General features: G+C 68.9%; 16 protein-coding genes and 2 pseudogenes. 6 read left to right on the top strand and 12 right to left on the bottom strand.

The features are described 5' to 3' along the window. The first annotated feature begins 310 nt into the window (after nt 1-310). From AT700_RS05200 to tsiT, 5 genes and pseudogenes are all read left to right on the top strand, one after another. On the top strand, nt 311-706 hold the full coding sequence (locus AT700_RS05200) for a PAAR domain-containing protein (RefSeq protein ID WP_003093006.1): 396 nt from the start codon (nt 311-313) through the stop codon (nt 704-706). Further along, entirely contained in the window at nt 703-1,230 is a 528-nt protein-coding gene (locus tag AT700_RS05195) for a DUF4123 domain-containing protein (RefSeq protein WP_003104236.1), read from the top strand. Before AT700_RS05200 ends, AT700_RS05195 begins: the two co-directional genes overlap by 4 nt. After that, nucleotides 1,223-1,606, top strand: a complete 384-nt coding sequence (locus AT700_RS05190) for a hypothetical protein (RefSeq protein ID WP_003104238.1) — start codon at nt 1,223-1,225, stop codon at nt 1,604-1,606. The genes AT700_RS05195 and AT700_RS05190 overlap by 8 nt, the downstream gene beginning before the upstream one ends. Next, nucleotides 1,603-2,387: pseudogene (gene tseT / locus AT700_RS05185) on the top strand (type VI secretion system effector protein TseT). The gene AT700_RS05190 and the pseudogene tseT overlap by 4 nt, the downstream one beginning before the upstream one ends. Beyond that, nucleotides 2,384-3,103 (top strand): type VI secretion system immunity protein TsiT, encoded by a 720-nt coding sequence (gene tsiT / locus AT700_RS05180; RefSeq protein WP_003093015.1) that lies wholly within the window; start codon nt 2,384-2,386, stop codon nt 3,101-3,103. The pseudogene tseT and the gene tsiT overlap by 4 nt, the downstream one beginning before the upstream one ends. 191 nt (nt 3,104-3,294) lie before the next feature. Here the strand turns inward: tsiT and AT700_RS05175 are convergent, their stop codons facing one another. The 11 genes from AT700_RS05175 to AT700_RS05125 all read right to left on the bottom strand — a co-directional run bounded on the left by AT700_RS05175 (nt 3,295) and on the right by AT700_RS05125 (nt 14,714). Next, the gene (locus AT700_RS05175; RefSeq protein ID WP_003104243.1) at nt 3,295-5,637 is read right to left on the bottom strand and encodes an endonuclease/exonuclease/phosphatase family protein; all 2,343 of its coding nucleotides are present in this window, start codon (nt 5,635-5,637) and stop codon (nt 3,295-3,297) included. 36 nt (nt 5,638-5,673) lie between these two features. After that, nucleotides 5,674-7,236 (bottom strand): alkaline phosphatase D family protein, encoded by a 1,563-nt coding sequence (locus tag AT700_RS05170; protein WP_003104245.1) that lies wholly within the window; start codon nt 7,234-7,236, stop codon nt 5,674-5,676. Between the two features lie 251 nt (nt 7,237-7,487). Next, nucleotides 7,488-8,003 (bottom strand): ubiquinone anaerobic biosynthesis accessory factor UbiT, encoded by a 516-nt coding sequence (gene ubiT, locus AT700_RS05165; RefSeq protein ID WP_003104247.1) that lies wholly within the window; start codon nt 8,001-8,003, stop codon nt 7,488-7,490. After that, a complete protein-coding gene (locus AT700_RS05160) occupies nt 7,997-8,887 on the bottom strand; it encodes a U32 family peptidase (RefSeq protein WP_003093019.1) in 891 nt (296 codons plus the stop codon). Before AT700_RS05160 ends, ubiT begins: the two co-directional genes overlap by 7 nt. Nucleotides 8,888-8,898: 11 nt before the next feature. Continuing rightward, entirely contained in the window at nt 8,899-9,894 is a 996-nt protein-coding gene (gene ubiU / locus AT700_RS05155; protein WP_003093020.1) for a ubiquinone anaerobic biosynthesis protein UbiU, read from the bottom strand. A 114-nt stretch (nt 9,895-10,008) separates the two neighbouring features. Then, entirely contained in the window at nt 10,009-11,232 is a 1,224-nt protein-coding gene (gene glp / locus AT700_RS05150) for a gephyrin-like molybdotransferase Glp (protein ID WP_003114306.1), read from the bottom strand. Next, entirely contained in the window at nt 11,229-11,786 is a 558-nt protein-coding gene (moaB, locus tag AT700_RS05145) for a molybdenum cofactor biosynthesis protein B (protein ID WP_003093023.1), read from the bottom strand. The genes glp and moaB overlap by 4 nt, the downstream gene beginning before the upstream one ends. A 100-nt stretch (nt 11,787-11,886) precedes the next feature. Continuing rightward, nucleotides 11,887-12,339 (bottom strand): molybdopterin synthase catalytic subunit MoaE, encoded by a 453-nt coding sequence (gene moaE, locus AT700_RS05140; RefSeq protein ID WP_003093025.1) that lies wholly within the window; start codon nt 12,337-12,339, stop codon nt 11,887-11,889. 4 nt (nt 12,340-12,343) lie between these two features. Next, nucleotides 12,344-12,595, bottom strand: coding sequence for a molybdopterin converting factor subunit 1 (gene moaD / locus AT700_RS05135; protein ID WP_003093027.1), 252 nt, complete (start codon nt 12,593-12,595; stop codon nt 12,344-12,346). Next, nucleotides 12,592-13,074, bottom strand: coding sequence for a cyclic pyranopterin monophosphate synthase MoaC (gene moaC / locus AT700_RS05130; RefSeq protein WP_003093030.1), 483 nt, complete (start codon nt 13,072-13,074; stop codon nt 12,592-12,594). The genes moaD and moaC overlap by 4 nt, the downstream gene beginning before the upstream one ends. A 248-nt stretch (nt 13,075-13,322) precedes the next feature. Next, on the bottom strand, nt 13,323-14,714 hold the full coding sequence (locus tag AT700_RS05125) for a PhoH family protein (protein ID WP_003093038.1): 1,392 nt from the start codon (nt 14,712-14,714) through the stop codon (nt 13,323-13,325). Between the two features lie 502 nt (nt 14,715-15,216). Between AT700_RS05125 and copA1 the strand changes: the two genes are divergently transcribed. Further along, nucleotides 15,217-17,595, top strand: coding sequence for a copper-translocating P-type ATPase CopA1 (gene copA1, locus AT700_RS05120; RefSeq protein ID WP_048520799.1), 2,379 nt, complete (start codon nt 15,217-15,219; stop codon nt 17,593-17,595). 31 nt (nt 17,596-17,626) lie between these two features. Here the strand turns inward: copA1 and AT700_RS05115 are convergent. Next, nucleotides 17,627-20,346, bottom strand: a pseudogene (locus AT700_RS05115) (LuxR C-terminal-related transcriptional regulator). Nucleotides 20,347-20,520: the final 174 nt, after the last annotated feature.

Here is a 20,520-nt window from a genome sequence, read left to right as displayed (position 1 = left end):
CGCGGCTATCCGTCGCTCCAGCGCGGTATCGGCGGACAGCCCCTGCGCAGGCAAAGCGAACGCGACGCTGTGCGAAACGCCTCCTTCCCTCCTCCCAGGCTCCCCTCCCCATCGCGCCATCGCTCCGTACGCCTGCGCCTTTCGCAGGCGGGTGACGATACTTCCAGGTAGGAAATCCCTTCAAGCGCAACCAGGCAAGGACGCGGTTGCCCAAGCCGTTTCCGAAGGTGCCTCCTGAGCAGTTCAGATAGGTTGTCCGCCCCCGAGTGGCACGGCAGAGTGCCAGGGTTTATCTCATAGGGACTTGAGCATGAGCGGCAAACCCGCTGCGCGCCTGGGCGATCCGACCGCGTGTCCGCTACCGGGCCACGGCAGCAACCCGATCGTCGGCGGCTCGCCCGACGTCTTCTTCGACCATCGGTCCGCTGCCCGCCAGGGCGACGCCACCGCCTGCGGCGCCACCCTCAGCGCCAACGTCATCGCCAACGTACTGATCAACGGCAAGCCCGCCACCGTGGTAGGTAGCGTCGGCACCCACGGCAACCTGGTGGTCGGCGGGGCGGGCACGGTGCTGATCGGCAACAGCGGCGGCGGCGCACCCGCTCTCGCCCTCGCCCCACCGAAGCTGTGCCTGCAATGCCTGCTGCTGGCGGCACGCCGCAACCAGGCCCTGGTGCCCCTGGAAAGCCTCGGCGGCGCACCGTGAGCCGGCTCCAGCCGGCGCTCGCGGCGCCTACGCCGGACAGCCGCCTGTTCGCCCTGGCGGACGGCGCCCGCTACCTGACCCTGGACACCCGCCTGGAAAAGGCCGCGGGGGAAATCCGCTCGCGCTGGCTGCTGGCCGGGAGCGAGCTGGACGAAATCGCCCATGCCGGGCCGGTCCTGATCGAATTCATGGACAGCGCCCCGCTTTCGTCATCGGGCGAGTTCCTCGGCTGGCTGCGCGACTGGGACCGCCGCTCGCCCATGGCCTCCTGGCTGTGGAGCCGGGCGTCCTTCGAAAACCTCGCGAAACACTTCGCCGGGCTGCTCTTCACCCGCATGCCCGACGGCCGCCGGGCGCTGTTGCGCTACTACAGCCCGGAAGTGCGCCGGGCGCTGGAACAGGTCATGACCGCGCGGCAATGGACGCAAGTGATGGCGCCGCTGGAGCGTTGGCAGGTCTGGCAGCCCCTGCAGGGCGGCTATCTCGTCTATGACCGGGAAACGGAGCGGACCGCCGATGCTTGAACTGGATGCCGGCCAACTGGATCGCCTGCAGCGGGTCCGCGACGACGAAGTCATCGAGCGGGTCCTGCTGGAGGTACGCCGGGAGGCTCCCGCCTGGCTCGAACGACGCGGCCTGCTGCCCGCCATCCGGCAACTCGGCGAGCTGCGCGCGACGGCGCTGGAACTGGGTATCGAAGAGCCCGGGACGATCGAACGCTTTCTTCTGCACGGCCTGGCCTTCCCCGCTTTCCAGGACACGCCGGCGTTTCTCGCACACATGCGCCGGCCGCTGGCGGACAGCCCGGAACAACGCTTCCAGGACTACGAACGGATCGTCGAGTTTCGCCTGGCCAGCCAGAAATGGCGCGCGTACGAAACCTCGGGGAGACCGGCATGAGCGGCATAGGCGCGCTTTTCCGACCGCTGCCCCGCATGGGTCCGCGGCTGCCCTTCGAACTACCCGCGCCGCCCCGGCCGCACTTGCCGATGCCGGCGCCGCGCCCGCTGCCGCGACCGGCCCCGGCGCGCTGCCCAGGCCGGTACCGCGTCCGATGCCGGTTCCGCAGACCCTGCCCAGGACCGAGACCGGCACGCTGAGCCGCGACCGGACCCGGGAAGCCGAGCGCGATTGCAGCAAGAGCCAGGGCCGCGACAAGGACTGCGTGGAGTGCCCGCCGTCCCGGGGCGAAATGGCCATCGCCAATAACGGCAAGGGCCACAGCATGTCGGACCTGTCCGCGCGCTACCAGCAGTGGGTGACCAATTTCCCGTTTCCCCACGAATGGTTCTGGAGCGGCACCTGGTGGGACGGCTTCGACGAGCCGCGCTGCACCCTGCTGGAGGCGAAGGCCAACTACGCCTTCCTGTTCGTCCCGCTGCTCGGCGTGCCCAGGCCCTGGGCGCGGGCCAAGGTGAAGTCGGACCTGCTGCAGAAGGCCGAGGTCCACAGCGACAAGGCCCGACCGACCCCGCCGGTGTTCGTCGAATGGCACTTCCTGCAGCGGATCGTCTACGAGTACTGCGCCGCGGAGTACCTGCGCATGGGACTGGCCAACCTGAAGGCATTCTGGAATCCGATGCCGGGAACGGACGAGCACGACGACTACCAGGAAACCCGCGCGAAGGAACAGGAAGAGATGAAAAGGTTTTGCGAAGAGAACCCGGGGTATTGCGCATGACGGACGCCAAGGCTTTCAGGCGCTACATATTCGAGCTGTACTTCGATCCGGCACGGCTCCTCGAACTGGACGACGACCAGCACCTGCAACGGATAGAGCGCTTCCTCGATGCCCTCGCGCCCCTCCATCCGGTGCTGGAGAACTGGTACCTGTGCGGCGACTCCCTGCGCGATGCCCTCAGCCACAACGTCACCGAGCACCGCCAGGATCTCGCCAAGGCCCTGTCGCGTGACCGACGCACCCGGGCGGTGGAACTGGTGCTATGGAACGGCGAGGAGGATCCGCTCAAGGGCGGGTTGTCGCTGGACTACGAGGCCAGCGGCAGGGCCGTCTCGTCCAGGCTCCAGTTGGAAGATGCCGGCAGCCTGCTGCAAGTGTTCGACGCACCGGCTTCCTCCTTCGTCGCGATCTTCCTCGCGGCGCTGGAAATCTGGCCCGAAACGACCTGGGGCATGCTCGCTCCGCATGCGTACTTCGTACACCAGCGGACCTTCCCGGACCGCCGCAGCATCGGCTGGATCGGCTTCTGCCCGCATCCGCTAAGGGCCACGGACTTCCCGGCGGCTACGGAGCTGGTCGACATTCCCGGCCGTGGCACCCTGCTGCTGAACGGCCGCGAACCGATGGACGAAACCCGTCGCGAACATTTCGAGCGCGTCGGCGAAGCGGACATCAAGCTGATGGAACTGGGCTACCTGCCGCCGCTGCGCGGTTGACGACGTACGAAGCAAAAGCCGCCTGCGTTCCGTGGGGCGAATACGCCACCGGCGTTATCCGCCGAGATCCCGCCACAACGGCGGATAACCGCAAGCGGTTATTCGCCCTACAGGCCCACGTGCCATGCAGAAAGGCCACCCGAGGGTGGCCTTTCTGCATGGCGACCAACGCCACGGGCGCTATCCGCTGCCTACCTGCGGTGCTTCTTCATCGCCACCCGGCGCAGGTCGATACCGATCACCACCGGGTCGTGGTCGGAGGCCCGGTACGGCTCGGCGTTGTACAGGCTGTCCTGCTGCCGAGGGGTCTTGAACTCGACGTTGTAGTCCAGCACCCGGGGCTCGTCGGCGTTGATGTGCCACTCCACCGCGCCGCGTACCTGGCGCGCCAGGCTGGCGTTGGCGAGGGCGTGGTCAAGGTAGCCGGACTGCCCGGAGAACACGTAGGAATAGCCCTTTCCTGCGCCCGCCTGACGCGCCACCAGGTCGGTGTAGCCGGCGCTGCGGATGACGTTCACCGGGTCTTCCTTGGCATAGGAATTGAGGTCGCCGATGATCAGGCGATCAGGCTCCTTGGCGCCCGTCGGATCGCCCGCCAGCCAGTCCACCAGGGCCTGGGCGGCGCGCGCCCGGGTCAGGTTGCAGTTGCCCTGGCCGTCGCCGGTGTCCGGGTCGCCGTCGCAGGCCGAGCCCTTCGACTTCAGGTGGTTCACCGCGATGGTCAGGCGTTCGCCGCCATTGATCTCCTGGAAGGTCTGGGCCAGGGTCGGACGGTTGCGGGTGTCGTCGAACTCCGGGTTCACCGAACTGTCGAGCACCGCCGCGGATCGATAGGTGCGGACCTTGTCGCCGCGATAGATCAGCCCCACGGCAATTTCGTCGCTGCCCAGCTTCGCCCGGTTCGGGTTGACGAAGGCATAGCGCTGGCCCTGGGGTAGGCTGGCGTTGAGGCCGTTGACCAGGTCGGCGATGGCGCTGAACTCGCCGTAGCCGTCGTTCTCGATCTCCATCAGGCCGACGATGTCCGCCTTCGAGGCGAGGATCGCCGCGACGATCTTCGCTTTCTGCCGTTGGAACTCCTCGGCCGTGTTGGCTCCGCGCGAGGTGGGGAAACCGCCGCCCTTGCCATCGCCGTTGAAGTAGTTGAGCACGTTGAAGCTGGCCACCCGCAGGCGCCCTTCCACCGCCGGCTGGGCCGGACGCGGATTGGCTGCCTCGAAGGTCGGCGTCTGCAACGGCTGGATACGGTAGCTGCCGGCCGAGTAGTCGAGCACGCCGTCGATGGCGCTGGTACGGTCGCCGACGCGCAGGCTGTTGTAGGCGCTCAGTTCCGGTGCCGGGTAGCGGATCGGGTCGGGGTTCTGCCCGCTGCGGCCGTCGTCGAGGAGAATCCGGTCGAGGTCGTTGCGCGCCTGCATGGCCTTGGCCTGTTCGCCGGGAGCCACCACGTTGGTCGGAGTCATCTGGCGGCCGCCGGAGGACAGCAGGACCTCGCCGTAGCGGCCGAGGTTGTAGACCTCGTTGACGGTCAGCGTCTGGCGGAGCTGCACGCGCATGCCTTCGTAGCGCTCCAGCGCATCGGCGCTGGCCAGCGGCAGGCTGATGCCGGCCGGCGTCGGCAAGGCCACGCCGCTCGCCAGGACGCTGACCTGCAGCGGCCCGACCAGTTCGGTGAGGCCGTTGAACTCGCGGACCTGGCCGGTCACCCGGACGCGGTCGCCGAGCTTGACGTCGCTGCCGTTGCCGCCGTCGTAGACGAAGATGCCTTCGGAGGTCGCCGGGTCGCCGTCCACCGTGGCATCTTCCTGCTGCACGTAGAAGCCCTTCAGCTCGCTGGCGTTCTGGAAGTCGCCGACCACCACGCCCTCGATGGCGACCCGCTGGTTCACCAGCGGACTTTCGGCGCCGGCGCCCTGCACCTCGTGGATCGGTCGCAGGCCGGCCTCCTCGCCGCCGCCGGGCTCGCCAGCGCCATGCTGGCCGAGGTTGGCGAAGGTGTCGCGCGGGTAGCCCAGCCATTGCGCCGCCGGGTCGAAGGCGTCGCTGGGATCGCTGTCGCCGTCGCGGATGTCGGCCTTGCGCACCAGGCTCCGGTCGAGGGTCTGCACATCGCCGCTGCCCCAGGTCGTGCCGGGGTTGAAGCCGACCTGGCCGAGGCTGTCGAGGATCTCGCCGCTGCGCCGGCGCAGCAGCACCGCATCGTTGCCATTGAACCAGCTGCCTTCCACCCGCTGGCTGGCCAGCGCCAGCAACGCCGGGTCGGCCACGCCGTTGGCGAGGACGAAGGTCTTGCCCGGCGCCAGGCTGCCGCTCAGGTCGATGCTGCGGCCCGCCGCGCTGGCGCCGTTGAAATAGAACTCGACGCGGTAGGCGGAGAGGTCGAGGACCTGGCTGCCGCTGTTGTAGAACTCCAGCGCCTTGTTGTTGCCGCTGCCTTCGACATACTCGGAGATGATCAGCTCGGCGGCGTTGGCCACCGGCAGGCCCAGCAGGGCCAGGCCGCCCAGCAGGGCGGCGTTACGCAAGGGGTGCATCGGGATACTCCTTTATCGGAATGGGGTCGCCGCGGCTCAGGCGCCGTCGGGCTGCAGTTCCTGGGAAAACACCGGCTCGCCGTCGAGGTCGCGCAGGGTGACGGTGAGCGCGCGGCTTTGCGCATCGATCTCCACCTCGCCGAAGAACTGGTAGCCGGCGAAGGGGGAACTGTTCTGGACCAGCGGGGCCTTCTGGAACATCACCTGCGGGCCGAACGTGCCATCCAGCGCGTTGGGTCCGAAACTACCGGCATTGAGAGGCCCGGCGACGAACTCCCAGAACGGCGCGAAGTCCTTGAACGCGGCGCGCTCCGGGCTGTAGTGGTGGGCTGCGCAGTAATGCACGTCGGCGGTCAGCCAGACGGTGTTGCGCACCTCGGCGCGCTGGACGAAGCGCAGCAGGTCGGCGATCTCCAGCTCGCGGCCGAGGGCGGCGCCGTCGTTGCCGTTGGCGATGGCCTCCCAGCGGTCGCGGCCCTGGGCGTCCTTGCCATCGGGCACGCAGAGGCCGATCGGCATGTCGGCGGCGATCACCTTCCACTGCGCGCGCGAACCGCGCAACTCGCGCTTGAGCCATTGCAACTGTTCACGGCCGAGGAAATCGGTGGCGGCGCTGCGCCGCGCCTGCAGGTTGGCGCTGTTGCCGCCGCGGTAGCTGCGCATGTCGAGGACGAACACGTCGAGCAAAGGGCCGTAGGCGACCTTGCGGTAGATCCGCCCGTCGCGCCCCTGGCGCTGGAAGCGCAGCGGCGCGTATTCGAGGAACGCCTGGCGTGCACGGGCCGCCAGCACGTCGATGTCCTTCACCTGGTAGCGCTCGTCGAGCTGCTTGCTGGAGGACCAGTTGTTGGTGGTCTCGTGGTCATCCCATTGCCAGATCTGCGGCACCTCGGCGTTGAAGCGGCGCAGGTTGTCGTCGAGCAGGTTGTAGCGGTAGTTGCCGCGGAACTCGTCGAGGGTCTCGGCGACCTTGCTCTTGGCCTCGGTCACCCGGTTGCGCCAGATGCGCCCGCTCTCGGTCTCGATGCGCTCGGGGATCGGCCCATCGGCATAGATGGTGTCGCCGCTGTGCAGGAAGAAATCCGGCTGGCGCCGGCGCATGGCTTCGTAGATACGCATGCCGCCGATATCCGGATTGATCCCGAAACCTTGCCCGCAGGTGTCGCCGCTCCAGACGAAACGGATATTGCGCGCCTCGCTCGGCGCACTGCGCAGGTGGCCGAACCAGGGCTTGCTCAGGCTGCCGTCGCGGGCATCCTCGAAGCGCACCCGGTAGAAGATCGACTGGTCGGCCGGCAGGCCACGCAGGTCGATGCGCGCGGTGTAGTCGAGGCGCTCGTCGGTGACCGGCGAGACCAGCCGACGCGGCTCGCTGAAGACGCTACGGGTGTCCCATTCGACGATCATCCGCGCCGGGCGGTCGGTGCGGCTCCAGACCAGCGCGCGGTCGCCCTGCACATCGCCGGATTGCACGCCATCGGTCAGCTTCGGCCGCGCCCTGGGCGAGGCGATCACCGCCGGCGCGCCCAGCGCCGGCAACAGCAGTCCAGCGCCCAGGCCTTGCACGACGCGGCGGCGCTTGAGGTCCATCCCACTCATACCGGAGTTCTCCGCAGGCTTCACGAAGGTCCGGTTTACCGGGGCAAGTTGACAGGGGCGTTACGGGGACAGACAGGCTATCCGTTTGGTCAGGGGAAACGCCCATTCGCTCCGCGCCGCCCATGCGGCAACGAACCGGGCGTTGCCTCGCTGAAAAGAGCTTCAGTGAGTTTCAGGCTTCAGGGAATACACCCAATCGGAGGGGCGCGCCCAGCGACATTGGCGTCGCTATACGCCCCTTTCCACCGACCTCAGCCGCCCCGCGCGCCCTGGACCGGCCCCTGGGGCGCCTCGCCGCGCTCCTCCTGCACTGCCCGCCCGGCCCGTTCCACGGCGTTCCACAACCAGGGCGGCAGGTGCTCCGGGTCGAGGCTGTCGAGGAGGTTCTTGACCGCCAGGCCCAGCTCGGTGTCGCCCTCGATCACCAGGCGGCGGCGGAAGAACAGGGTATCCGGGTCCTCATGCCGGCTGGCCAGCAGCAGGAAGTCGCGCCAGTCGCCACGGATGGTCACGCTGGCCCGTGGCCGTTCGACCAGGCGCAGGCCGCCGGGCACCCGGGTGACGCACCAGCCGACGCCGAGGTCCCTGACTTCCAGGCGCAGCCAGCGACCTTCCAGCAGGTCGAAGGCGCCCTCCTCCAGCGGCTGGGCGAACAGCCGGTTGGCGACCCGTTGCAGGACCAGGTGCTGGAGCCCGCGCGGAACCTTCGCCGCCAGCGGCAACAGGCGTCCGGCGACGCCGAGGAGCAGGCGTTGGCGGTTCAGCATAGCCCTGCCTCCTCTGCCCGCAGCATCCCCGGCCGGCCGTGCCAGTAGCCGTTGCAGCCTTCCACAGCGAGCGGCGGAGCGGCACCCTTGCGTACCCGGTCGAAGGCCGCGATCACCTCGGCCATGCCCTGCGCCCGAGGACTCAGGCGTAGCAGGTCGGCGCCGCTATGTTCCAGCGAGCGGTAGTCGGCCAGCAGGTTGCTGACCTTGCCGGACATGGTCTGGATGCCGTTGAGGGTGAACAGCGCCTCGCCCTCCTGGCTGAGCAGCGGGATACCTTCGGGATACTGCTGGCAGCAGAACTGGCAGTCGTCCTTGGGCCGGTTCTCCGCCCGCGCGGTGAAGCAGCGCGCCGAGTAGGCCAGCGGCAGGTGACCGTAGGCGAAGACCTCGGTCTGCAATTGCTCCAGGCCCAGCTGCGCAGCCTGGTCGAGCACCCCGCGCAGCAGCTTGCCGGAGACTTCCACCGGCGGAATCCAGCGGCGCATACCCCAGGAATACAGTTCGGCCAGGGCATGACCGTTGTAGAGGTTCAGCGCCGGACCGCCGACAAAGGGCACGCCGCGCTGGCTGAGGTAATAGACGGCGGCCATGTCGTTGGCCTCGACCCGGAGTTCGCCGTTCTCGCATAGCCGGCGCAGGCTGGACAGCTCCGAAGCGGCCTCGATCAGCGCCAGCCCGGAGAGCACCAGCTCGGCACGGGTCGCCTGCGCCAGCTCGCGGGCCAGCGCCTGCCAGTCATTCAGGGACAGCGCCCGGCGCTTGGCGCAGACGGTCTCGCCGAGGTAGATGACGTCGAGCGGCTGGCTGGCCATCTCGGCGTAGAAATCGAATATCTGCCGCTTGTCCCAGTAGAACAGCAGCGGTCCCAGGCTCAGTTTCATCGCGGCGGTCCTCACTGCCAGGAACGGTGATAGGCGCCCAGGGTGGTCTGGTGCCCTTCGGAAAGTCCGGCCAGCGCGCGCTGCCATTGCGGCTGCACGCTATAGGCGCCCGGCGCGCTGGCGTAGCTGTCCAGCGCCTGGCGCCAGACCCGGGTGACCTGCTCGACGTAGGCCGGGCTGCGCTGGCGGCCTTCGATCTTCACCGCCGCCACGCCGATTTCCGCCAGCTGCGGGACCAGGTCCAGGGTGTTCAGGCTGGTCGGTTCCTCCAGCGCATGGAAGCGCTGGCCATTGACCAGGAAACGGCCCTTGCAGAGGGTCGGGTAGCCGGCCGCCTCGCCGGCGGCGTAGCGGTCGATGAGCACTTCGTTGAGGCGCGAGGTCAACCCCTCCGGTTCCTCGCTCCAGCGCACCGCCCTGGCCGGCGAACAGACGCCGCAGAGGTTCGGCGACTCGCCGGTGACGTAGGAGGACAGGTGGCAGCGGCCCTCGGCCATGATGCACAGGCTGCCGAAGGCGAACACCTCCACCGGCACCGGGCTACCGGCCGCCACCTGGCGTACCTGCGCCAGCGATAGCACGCGGGGCAGGACCGCGCGACGGATGCCGTAGCGTTCGTGATAGAGGGCCAGGGCCGCGGCATTGGTTGCCGAGCCCTGCACCGACAGATGCAGGTTGAGCCGCGGATGACGCTTCGCGGCATAGCCGAGCACCGCCACGTCGGCGGCGATCAACGCATCGACGCCGAGGTCGGCGGCCTGGTCCACCGCGCGCTGCCAGCGCTCCCAGCCCTGCGCGCTGGAATAGGTGTTGACCGCTACGTAGAGCTGCCGCCCGGCCTCGTGGACTCGCCGCAGGCCTTCCTGCAACTGGCGTTCGTCAAGGTTGAGGCCGGCGAAATGGCGGGCGTTGGTGTCGTCGCGGAAACCGACGTAGATGGCATCGGCGCCCTGTCGCAGGGCCGACTTCAAGGCGGGCAGGCTGCCCGCCGGACAGACCAGTTGCATGGGGTTGCTCCTCTGGCGAAAAACGCGCTCCGCGGCAGTGGGCAACCCCGGGGCACAGGCGCCACACTCTAGAAAGACGCTCCCGGTCGGCGCTTGACCGGGATCAAGAAGGCCTCAGGCCATCAGTGCGGAGAACGGCAGAAAGTCGATCGCATCACCCACGCCCAGGGTGGCGCCGCGCTCGATCACCGCCAGCCCGTCCGCCCAACTGGCGGCAAGCAGCATCGCCGAGCCCTGCTGCGGGTGGATTTCCACCCGCCCCCGTTCATCGAGCCGCGCCCGCAGGTACTGGCGACGCGCCCGCGGTTGCGGCCAGTCGAAGGCCGCCGGCAACGCCAGCGGCCGCGGCACTACGTCGAACAGTCCCTGCTGGCGAAGCAGGAACGGACGCGCCACCAGTAATGCGGTGACCAGCGCCGCCGCAGGGTTGCCGGGCAGCCCCAGCCAGGGCTTGCCGGCCACGGAGCCGAAGGCGAACGGCTTGCCCGGCTGGATCGCCAGGCGCCACAGGTTGACCTCGCCAAGCTCGGCGATGGCGCGCTTGAGGTGGTCTTCCTCGCCTACCGAGACACCGCCGCTGGTGACCAGCGCGTCCCATTCGGAGGCCGCCAGGCTGAGCGCATCGCGGCTGGCCACCAGTTCGTCGGCCAGCACTTCCTCGTCGTGCACCTCGAAGCCGAGACCGCGCAGCAAGGCGCCGATGCAGTAACGGTTGGCGTTGTAGATCTGCCCGGCCAACAGTGTCTGGCCGGGCTCGCGCAATTCGTCGCCGCTGCTCAGCAGGCCGATGCGCAAGCGCCGACGCACCGAGACCGTGGCGACGCCGAGACTCGCCAGCAGGCCGAGTTCCTGCGGGCGCAAGCGCTGTCCGGCACGCAGCACCGGCGCGCCGCGACGCAACTCCTCGCCGCGCCGGCGCACATGCTGGCCGGCGCTCACCGGCGGCAACTGCACGCGCTCGCCGTCGACCACGCAGAGTTCCTGCGGCACCACGCAGTCGGCGCCGGTCGGCAGCGGCGCGCCGGTGAAGATCCGCGCCGCCTGGCCCAGCGGCAGGCTCATGCCGCGGGTGTCGCCGGCGGCGATCCGCGCGCCGACCGTCAGGCTGCCGCCGCTGCGCGGCAGGTCGGCGGAGCACAAGGCGTAGCCGTCCATCGCGCTGTTGTCCCAATGCGGCAGGTCCATCGGCGCCAGCAGGTCCTCGCCGAGCACTCGTCCCAGCGCCCGCTCCAGGGCCAGGCTCTCGCAGGCTGGCGGGCGCGGCGCGCGCGCCAGCAGTTCGGCCAGCGCCTCGTCGAGCGGGCGCAGTTGGCCGCCATCGCAGGCGCAAGCGCTCACGAGCGGCACCCGCAGCCGGCCACCGGCGCCACGGCTGGCGGGGTCTTCAGGTGCGGGACGAAATTGCACGGGCGGGTGCGGCTGTCCAGTTGCGCCAGGAGAATCTCGTTCCAGGCGGTGCGACAGGCGCCCGGCGAGCCGGGCAGGCAGCACACCAGGGTACCGTTGCTGAGCCCGGCCAGCGCCCGCGACTGGATGGTGGAAGTGCCGATCTCGCGCTGCGAGACCTGGCGGAACAGTTCGCCGAAGCCCTCGACATCGCGCTCGAACAGCGGCCCGACCGCCTGCGGGGTGTTGTCCCGCGCGGTGAAGCCGGTGCCGCCGGTGATCAGGCCGACCTGTACCTCGGGGTCGGCGATCCAGGCCGAGACCACCGCGCGGATCTGGTAGATGTCATCGGTCTTCAGGCTCCGCTGGTGCAGGCGATGACCGGCGGCCAGCAGCGCGTCGGCGAGGGTCTGGCCGGAAGTATCGGTTTCCAGGGTACGGGTGTCGCTGACGGTGAGGATGGCGATGTTCAGCGGCTGGAAGGTGGAGGTGGCCAGGTGGCTCATGGAAGGGGTCCTAGGAACGGGCGATGCCTCAGCCTGAACCGCGGGCCCCCGGCTGGCTATTCCTCCGAAGAGGTAAGCCGGCGGCGCGAGGAGGTAGACGTCACTCCTCCCAGCGCTGCGCGGCGGCCTGGTCGCTGCAGCGGCCTTCGACCCAGCGCGGGCCTTCGGCGGTGTCTTCCTTCTTCCAGAACGGCGCGCGGGTCTTCAGGTAGTCCATGACGAAGTTGCAGGCGTCGAACGCCGCCTGCCGGTGGGCGCTGGCGCAACCGACGAAGACGATCGGCTCGCCCGGCTCCAGGCGGCCGATGCGGTGGAGGATCTCCAGGCGCAGCAGCGGCCAGCGCTGCCCGGCCTCGGCGGCGATCTTGCCGAGGGCCTTCTCGGTCATGCCCGGATAATGTTCGAGGAACATCCCGCCGACCTCGCGACCGTCGTTGAAGTCGCGCACGTAGCCGACGAAGCCGACCACCGCGCCGATGCCGACGTTCTGCGCATGCAGGGCGTTAAGCTCCTGCCCCGGATCGAAAGCGGCCTGCTGGACGCGGATGGCCATGGGTTCAACCTCCGGTGACGGTGGGGAAGAAGGCGACTTCGTCGCCGTCCTGCAACGGCTCGTCGAGGCCGCACAGTTCCTGATTGCGCGCACACATCAGGTTCTGCTCGCCGAGGGTACGCTCCCAGGCCCCGCCGCGCTCCACCAGGAGCTGGCGCAAGGCGCCGAGGGTCGCCAGCCCGGCGTCCCAGTTCAACTGCTCGCCGTCGATGCCTAGGGCTTCGCGGTAACGGGCGAAATACTGCACGCGGATCATGCCTGCCCTTCCTCCTCTTTGCGGTAGTGGCCGCTCTTGCCGCCGAGCTTCTCCAGCAACTGGACCTGCTCGATGACCATCCCGCGGTCCACCGCCTTGCACATGTCGTAGATGGTCAGGGCCGCGACGCTGGCGGCGGTGAGCGCCTCCATCTCCACGCCGGTCTGCCCGGCCAGCCGGCAACGCGCGCGGATGCGCACGGCGTCCGGCGCCTCGGCCTGCAGTTCGAGCTTGACGCTGGTGAGCAACAACGGATGGCACAGCGGGATCAGTTCGTGGGTGCGCTTGGCCGCCTGGATGCCGGCGATCCGCGCCACGGCGAAGACGTCGCCCTTGGGATGGCCGCCGTCCTGGATCAGTTGCAGGGTTTCCGGGCGCATGCGCACCACGGCCTCGGCCGTGGCTTCACGGGAGGTCACGGCCTTTTCCGTGACGTCGACCATGTTGGCGCGGCCCTGGGAATCGAGATGGGTCAGCACGTGGGTGCTCCTGGAAGAGGATACTGGCCAGTCATTGTAAGCCCTGGAAGGCATGACGCGATGCCTGGGGGAGGTTCGGAAGGGGGATGATTGTATACATAAAGAGGTAGGGCAGGCCGGCGCAAGGCGCCTCATCCCGATCGGGTAACGATGCGGGCCCGGTCCCCGGACCGGGCCTGGCAGGATGTATATCCCGCCCGGCTTTTTCAACCGGGCGGGATATCGGCCGGCGATTGCCGCCGGCTACTTCACATGTGCGCCTCGGCGTACTCCGCCAGCACCGAGCGCGGCACCCCTTGCAGGGTCACGTGCACGCCGTGGGGGAAGTCCTTGAAGCGTTCGGTGAGGTAGGTCAGGCCGGAGCTGGTGGCGGACAGGTAGGGCGTGTCGATCTGCGCCAGGTTGCCCAGGCAGATCACCTTCGAACCGCTGCCGGCGCGGGTGATGATGGTCTTCATCTGGTGCGGCGTGAGGTTCTGGCATTCGTCGATGAGGATCAGGCTCTGCTGGAAGCTGCGCCCGCGGATGTAGTTCAGCGACTTGAACTGCAACGGCACCTTGCTGAGGATGTAGTCGACGCTGCCATGGGTGCATTCGTCGTCCATGTGCAGCGCTTCGAGGTTGTCGGTGATGGCGCCGAGCCAGGGCTCCATCTTTTCCGCCTCGGTGCCGGGCAGGAAGCCGATGTCCTCGTCCAGGCCCTGCACGCTGCGGGTGGCGATGATGCGCCGGTAGCGCTTGCTGACCATGGTCTGCTCGATGGCCGCGGCGAGCGCCAGGATGGTCTTGCCGGAACCGGCGGCACCGGACAGGTTGACCAGGTGGATGTCCGGGTCGAGCAGCGCGTACAGCGCCAGCGACTGGTACACGTCGCGTGGCCGCAGGCCCCAGGCTTCCTGGTGCAGGAGCGGCTCCTGGTGCAGGTCGAGGATGGTCAGCTCGTCCTGCTGGATGCCCTTGATCCAGCCGACGAAGCCCTGTTCGTCGACGATGAACTCGTTGATGTGCACCGCCGGCAGGTTGTCGGTGAGCTGCACGCGATGCCAGGTACGGCCGTGGTCCTGGCGGGTCTCGACCTTGCTCACGCGGTCCCAGAAAGAGCCGGCGAGGGAATGGTAGCCGCGCGACAGCAGGGCCACGTCGTCGATCAACTGGTCGGTGTGGTAGTCCTCCGCGTCCACCCCGCAGGCGCGCGCCTTCAGGCGCATGTTGATGTCCTTGGTCACCAGCACCACGCGCACGCCGCTGTGGCGGCTCTTCAGCTCGACCAACTGGTTGATGATCTTGTTGTCGTTGAGGTGCTCCGGCAGCCAGGTGATGGGCTCGGCACGCTTGCTCATGAGGATCGACAGGCTGCCGCTGGGGCCGTTCTTGCCACGCTGGATCGGTACCCCTCCCTCTACCTGCTCGGGCGTGGCCTCGCCGAGTACCTGGTCGATCAGGCGGATGGCCTGGCGGCACTCGGCGGCGATGGTGTGCTTTCCGGTCTTCAGCTTGTCCAGCTCTTCGAGCACCGTCATCGGGATCGCGACGCGGTGTTCCTGGAAGTTCAACAGGGCATTCGGATCGTGGATCAGGACATTGGTATCGAGGACGTACAGGGTGGGCTGGGTGGGGCGGGAACGTCCGTGGTCATCCATACGCGATCACCTTCTGCTAAGGGCCTGGCGACGGAATGCCGGGTCGGCGCTCCGCCGGGGGGCGAGCCGCCTTCTCTCTTCCGGTGGGGAGAGCCTGACAGCAGAGGTGAGGGCCGGGGCCGCCACCTGTGCTGCAGGGTTCGGCGGTCTACGGTTCCACAAATACCGCAAAAAATATGACGGTAAAAAGTACTTTTCGTCATCAGCAGGTTTTTTTTCCGCAAGCGACGAAATACCTTGGCGCAGCCCTTCGCGAGGTCTAGTGTTATCGGTCCCACCCCTGTGAAAACCCTCCGCTTTTCCGTGCCGCAACGGTTTTCCAGCGCCATTCCCCCTGCCCCTGCCCCTGCGACATAAAGCCGCCACTGCGCCCTGCGCCGCCTTCCTGTATGAATCCGGGGCTTGACCTTGACACGATGTCAAGGCTGAACCTGGCGACAGATCTCACCGGCGCCTCCCAGGGCGCCTGCGGTGCCACTTCTGTCCATTCCAAGGAGGACTCATGAACAGCGCCACGCTAACCGAGCTCGATCTGCCGGTCAGCGGCATGACTTGCGCGTCCTGCGCCGGCCGTGTCGAACGAGCCCTGAAGAAAGTGCCCGGGGTCGCGGCCGCCTCGGTCAACCTGGCCAGCGAGCAGGCCCGCGTACAGGCCCCGGCGGACAGCCTGCCGGCCCTGGTGGCGGCGGTCGAGCAGGCCGGCTACCAGGTTCCGGCGCGCAGCCTGGAACTGTCCATCGAGGGCATGACCTGCGCCAGTTGCGTCGGCCGGGTCGAGCGGGCGCTGAAGAAGGTGCCCGGCGTACGCGAGGTCAGCGTCAACCTGGCCAGCGAGCGCGCCCACCTCGAGTTGCTCGGCGCAGTGGACAGCCAGGCCTTGCTGCAGGCGGTGGAACAGGCCGGCTACAAGGCCCGCCTGCTCGACGCGGGGCAACCACGCCAGGACGATGCCGAGCGCCGCCTGCGCCGCGAACGCTGGTGGGTTATCGCCGCGCTGGTGCTGGCGTTGCCGCTGGTGCTGCCGATGCTGGTGGAATGGGCCGGCCTGCACTGGATGCTGCCGCCGTGGGCACAGTTCCTCCTGGCGACCCCGGTGCAGTTCGTCATCGGCGCGCGCTTCTATGTCTCCGCCTGGCGCGCGGTGAAGGCCGGCGCCGGCAACATGGACCTGCTGGTCGCCCTCGGCACCAGCGCCGGCTACGGCCTCAGCGTCTACCTCTGGCTGACCGCCCCGCCCGGCCACATGCCGCACCTCTACTTCGAAGCCTCCACCGTGGTGATCGCCCTGATCCTCCTCGGCAAGTACCTGGAAAGCCGCGCCAAGCGCCAGACCGCCAGCGCCATCCGCGCCCTCGAGGCGTTGCGCCCGGAGCGCGCGGTGCGCCTGCGCGACGGTCGCGAGGAAGAGGTGGCGATCGCCGAGTTGCGCCTCGGCGACGAGGTGGTGGTGCGTCCCGGCGAACGCTTCCCGGTGGACGGCGAGGTGCTCGACGGCAGCAGCCACGCCGACGAGGCGCTGATCACCGGCGAGAGCCTGCCGGTGCCCAAGGCTCCCGGCGACAAGGTCACCGGCGGCGCGATCAACGGCGAAGGCCGCCTGCTCCTGCGCACCACTGCGCTCGGCGGGGAAACGGTGCTGGCGAAGATCATCCGCCTGGTGGAAGACGCCCAGGCCGCCAAGGCGCCGATCCAGAAGCTGGTGGACAAGGTCAGCCAGGTCTTCGTCCCGGTGGTGATCCTCATCGCGCTGGTCACCCTCGGCGCCTGGCTGGTCGCCGGGGTCGGCCTGGAGCAGGCCCTGGTTAACGCCGTGGCGGTGCTGGTGATCGCCTGCCCCTGCGCCCTCGGCCTGGCCACCCCGACCGCGATCATGGCCGGCACCGGCGTGGCCGCGCGCCACGGCATCCTGATCAAGGACGCAGAGTCCCTGGAAGTCGCCCATGCGGTCACCAGCGTGGCCTTCGACAAGACCGGCACCCTGACCTCCGGGCGACCGCAGATCATCCACCTCGGCGGCGACGACCAGGAGCAACTGCTCAGGCTCGCCGGCGCTCTGCAACGCGGCAGCGAGCACCCGCTGGCCAAGGCCGTGCTCGAGCGCTGCGCCGAGCGCGACCTGGAGGTTCCGCCGGTGAACGCCAGCCAGGCCCTCAGCGGTCGCGGCATCCAGGGCGAGGTCGAGGGTCGGCGGCTGGCCTTGGGCAACCGCCGCCTGCTCGACGAGCAGGAACTCAAGCCCGGCGCGCTGGCGAGTGCCGCCGCGGACTGGGAGGCCGAGGGCCGCACCCTGTCCTGGCTGCTGGAACTGGCTCCGGAGAAACGCGTGCTCGGCCTGTTCGCCTTCGGCGACAGCCTCAAGGACGGCGCCGCCGAAGCGGTGGAGGCCCTGCGCGGACGGGATATCCACAGCCACCTGATCACCGGCGACAACCGCGGCAGCGCGGCGGTGGTGGCCAAGGCCCTGGGCATCGACGACGTACACGCGGAAGTGCTGCCGGCGGACAAGGCCGCCACGGTCGCCGAGCTGAAAGGCCGGGGCCGGGTGGTGGCGATGGTCGGCGACGGCATCAACGACGCCCCGGCGCTGGCCGCTGCCGACGTCGGCATCGCCATGGGTGGCGGCACCGACGTGGCCATGCACGCCGCCGGCATCACCCTGATGCGCGGCGACCCGCGCCTGGTGCCGGCGGCGCTGGACATCTCGCGGCGGACCTACGCGAAGATCCGCCAGAACCTGTTCTGGGCCTTCATCTACAACGTGATCGGCATCCCGCTGGCGGCCTTCGGCCTGCTCAACCCGATGGTGGCGGGCGCGGCGATGGCCTTCTCCAGCGTCAGCGTGGTCGGCAACGCCCTGCTCCTGCGACGCTGGAAGCCCTGAGCCAGCACGCCAGGCATATGGGGTGGCGCGCCTAGCGCAACAACCCCATGTGCTTGGCCCGCGCCACCGCCTGGGTGCGACGCTCGACGCCGAGCTTGTCGTTGATATGGCGGGCGTGGCTCTTCACCGTATGCAGCGAGATGAACAGCCGCTCGCTGATCTCCTGGTTGGACAACCCCTGGGCGATCAGCTCCAGCACCGCCAGTTCGCGCCCGCTGAGCACCTCGCCCGCACTGCCCGCGGGCTCGGCGGGCGGCTCCGGCAACAGCGCGCGCATGCGCTGGGCGCCGGGACAGGCAGGGAAGCGCTGCAACTGTTCGCGCAACCATTCCGGCTGCTGCACGAGCAATTCGTGGAGCGGCAGCAAGGCTCCCCCGACTGCGCCCTCCATGGCCTGTTGCAGGGTCGCCAGCGCCTCGCGCTCGCGGCCCTGCTCCAGGTGCAGCGCGGCCAGTTGGCCGAGGGCCAGGCGAGCCGGCAGCAACGCGCCGTTCTCCCGCGTCGAGCGGGCCAGCCGGTCCAGGCGCCGGGCGGCTTCCTCCGGGCGTCCTTCGCGGCGCTCCAGGCCGGCCTGGAGCAACTCCACATGCAGCGGCAGCAGCGGACTGCATTCCGGCGGCGTGGCCGCCTGCCCGCCGTAGGTGCCGCCCAGGCGCTGTAGCCAGACGCCGGCCAGTTCGGTCTGGCCCTGGGCCAGCCAGAGTTCGCACTTGATCAGGGTGATCGCCGCCAGGTAGTAGATCGGCGGGATATCCCAGGCATGCATCAACCGCTCGACGTCGCCAAGCCGGGCGAACGCCGCCGCGTAGTTGCCCAGGCGCCCTTCCAGGCTGGCCAGGACGCAATAGCCGATCACCAGGCTGACATCCCGGCAGCTGCGGGTTTCCTCGATTCCCTGCTTGATCCACTTGCGCGCTTCGTCCGGCTGCAGCGCCAGGCTGCGCAGGTAGCCGCGGTACAGCAGGAGCCGCCCGCGCACCGCGTAGCGGCGTTGCGCCGGCAGGTGCTGGAGGCGTTCCAGGCCCTGGCGCACCTCCTCCTCGGCGCGCGCCACCTCGCCGCGCGCCTGGAGGACGCGGGCGCGGTCGTAATGGACCAGTGCCTCGAACAGCGGGTTGCCGTAGCGCTGGGCGAACTCCAGGGCGTCGCGGTTGTAGTTGCGCGCCTGCCAGAAGTCGCCACGGGTCACCGCCAGGTTGCTCAGCGTCGACAGGCATTGCAGGCGGGTGCCATAGCGCTCCCCGGCGAGGTCCTGCAAGGCCTCGCGGCAGTGCGCCTCGGCCTTGTCGATATCGCCGCGGCCGCGCGCGATCACCCCGCTCAGGGCCTGCCACTGGGCCAGCAGGTCGCGCTGCGCGGACTCGTCCGGCGCCGGCAGGAAACGCGCCAGTTGGCCGGCCAGTTCTTCCGCGGCATCCAACTGGCAGGCCAGCGCCAGCGCCCAGCCGTACAGCAGGATCAGGCGCGGCGTGCTCGCCAGGAGGCTGTCCGGCAGGTCCATCTTCCAGCGCAGCAGGGTGGCGATGTTCTGCTCCGCCAGCAGTTGCTCTTCCGACAGGTTCTGCACCAGGCTCGCCGCCACGTCCGGCTGGCCGGCGCGCAGCGCCTGCTCCACCGCCTGGTCGAGCAGGCCATGGCGGCTGAACCAGCCGCAGGCGCGCAGGTGCAGGGAGCCGGCGGACGGACCGAAGTCGGGCAAGGGACGCGCCAGCAGCAGGTCGGAGAACAGGTGGTGGTAGCGGAACCACTGGCCGTTTTCGTCCAGCGGCACGAGGAAGACCTGGTGCTGCTGCAGGTGGTCGAGGATCGCCGCGCTGTCGCCGGCCTCGCGCACGGTATCGCAGAGCTCGGCGCAGAAGCGCTCGAAGCGCGCGGTCTGGGCGAGGAACGCCTGGACCTCGGGCGGCTGCCGCTCGATCACCTCCTCCAGCAGGTAGTCGCGGATCAGTTCGTCGGCGCCGTGTACCCCGGGGCTGACCTGCTCCTCTGGATCGCCGCGCGCCAGCAGCCAGAGGCGCAGCCCGGCGACCCAGCCTTCGCTGCGCTCGAGCAGCGCGTCCAGCGCGTCCTCGTCGAGTTCGAGGCCGCTGGCGGCCATCAGCGCCCCGCTCTCCTCGGCGGTCAGGCGCAGGTCCTGTTCGCTGAGTTCGAGCAATTGCCGCGACAGGCGCAGGCGCGCCAGGTGCCAGTCCGGCCGCTGCCGGCTGGTGACCAGCAGCACCAGGCCCTCGGGCAGGTGATTGAGGAGGAATTGCAGGCAACGGTCGAGCACCGCGCCCTGGGCCAGGTGGTAATCGTCCAGCACCAGTAGCAGGGGACGCTGCGGGTCCAGGCAGGGGGCGAGTTCGTCGAGCAGGTCGTCGAACCAGGTCTCGAAGGCGAACGGCTGGTGGCGCTGGCGCATCTTCAGCAGGCCGAGGGCCTCTTCGCCCAGGGTCGGGTGGTACTGTCGCAAGCCATCGAGCAGGCGTTCGAGGAAACGTCCGGGATCGCTCTCGCGGCTGCTCAGTCCCAGCCAGAGGCTCTGCCAGCGCGGATCGAGGCTTTCGCAGAACTCGATGGCCAGGGAACTCTTGCCGAATCCGGCGGGCGCGGCGATCAGCAGCAGGCGACCGTCCAGTCCGTCGCGCAGTCGACGGCAAAGACGCGGGCGCGCCACATGGGCCGACGGCAGCGGGGGCGGAAAAAGCGGTTGGCCGTCGGCAGGACGGCGGATGGAGTGCCCGAGAAGGTGCGCGAGAAGTCAGTCATCACCCGGTTTCTTGGTTTATGTATGGGGCGTGAACGCTCCGGAGACTAACCACAAGTGATGGCTATTTGAAGCACTATCCATCGGCTCGGACGAAATAGCGCACCGGCGCTTCAGCTCGATAACCAAGGAAAGACCGGTTTCCCGGCGCGGTCCAGGCGCGGCAAACGTTTCCC

The sequence above is a fragment of the Pseudomonas aeruginosa genome, assembly GCF_001457615.1.
Classification (GTDB): domain Bacteria; phylum Pseudomonadota; class Gammaproteobacteria; order Pseudomonadales; family Pseudomonadaceae; genus Pseudomonas; species Pseudomonas aeruginosa.
This window is presented reverse-complemented; position numbering and strand designations above follow the sequence as displayed.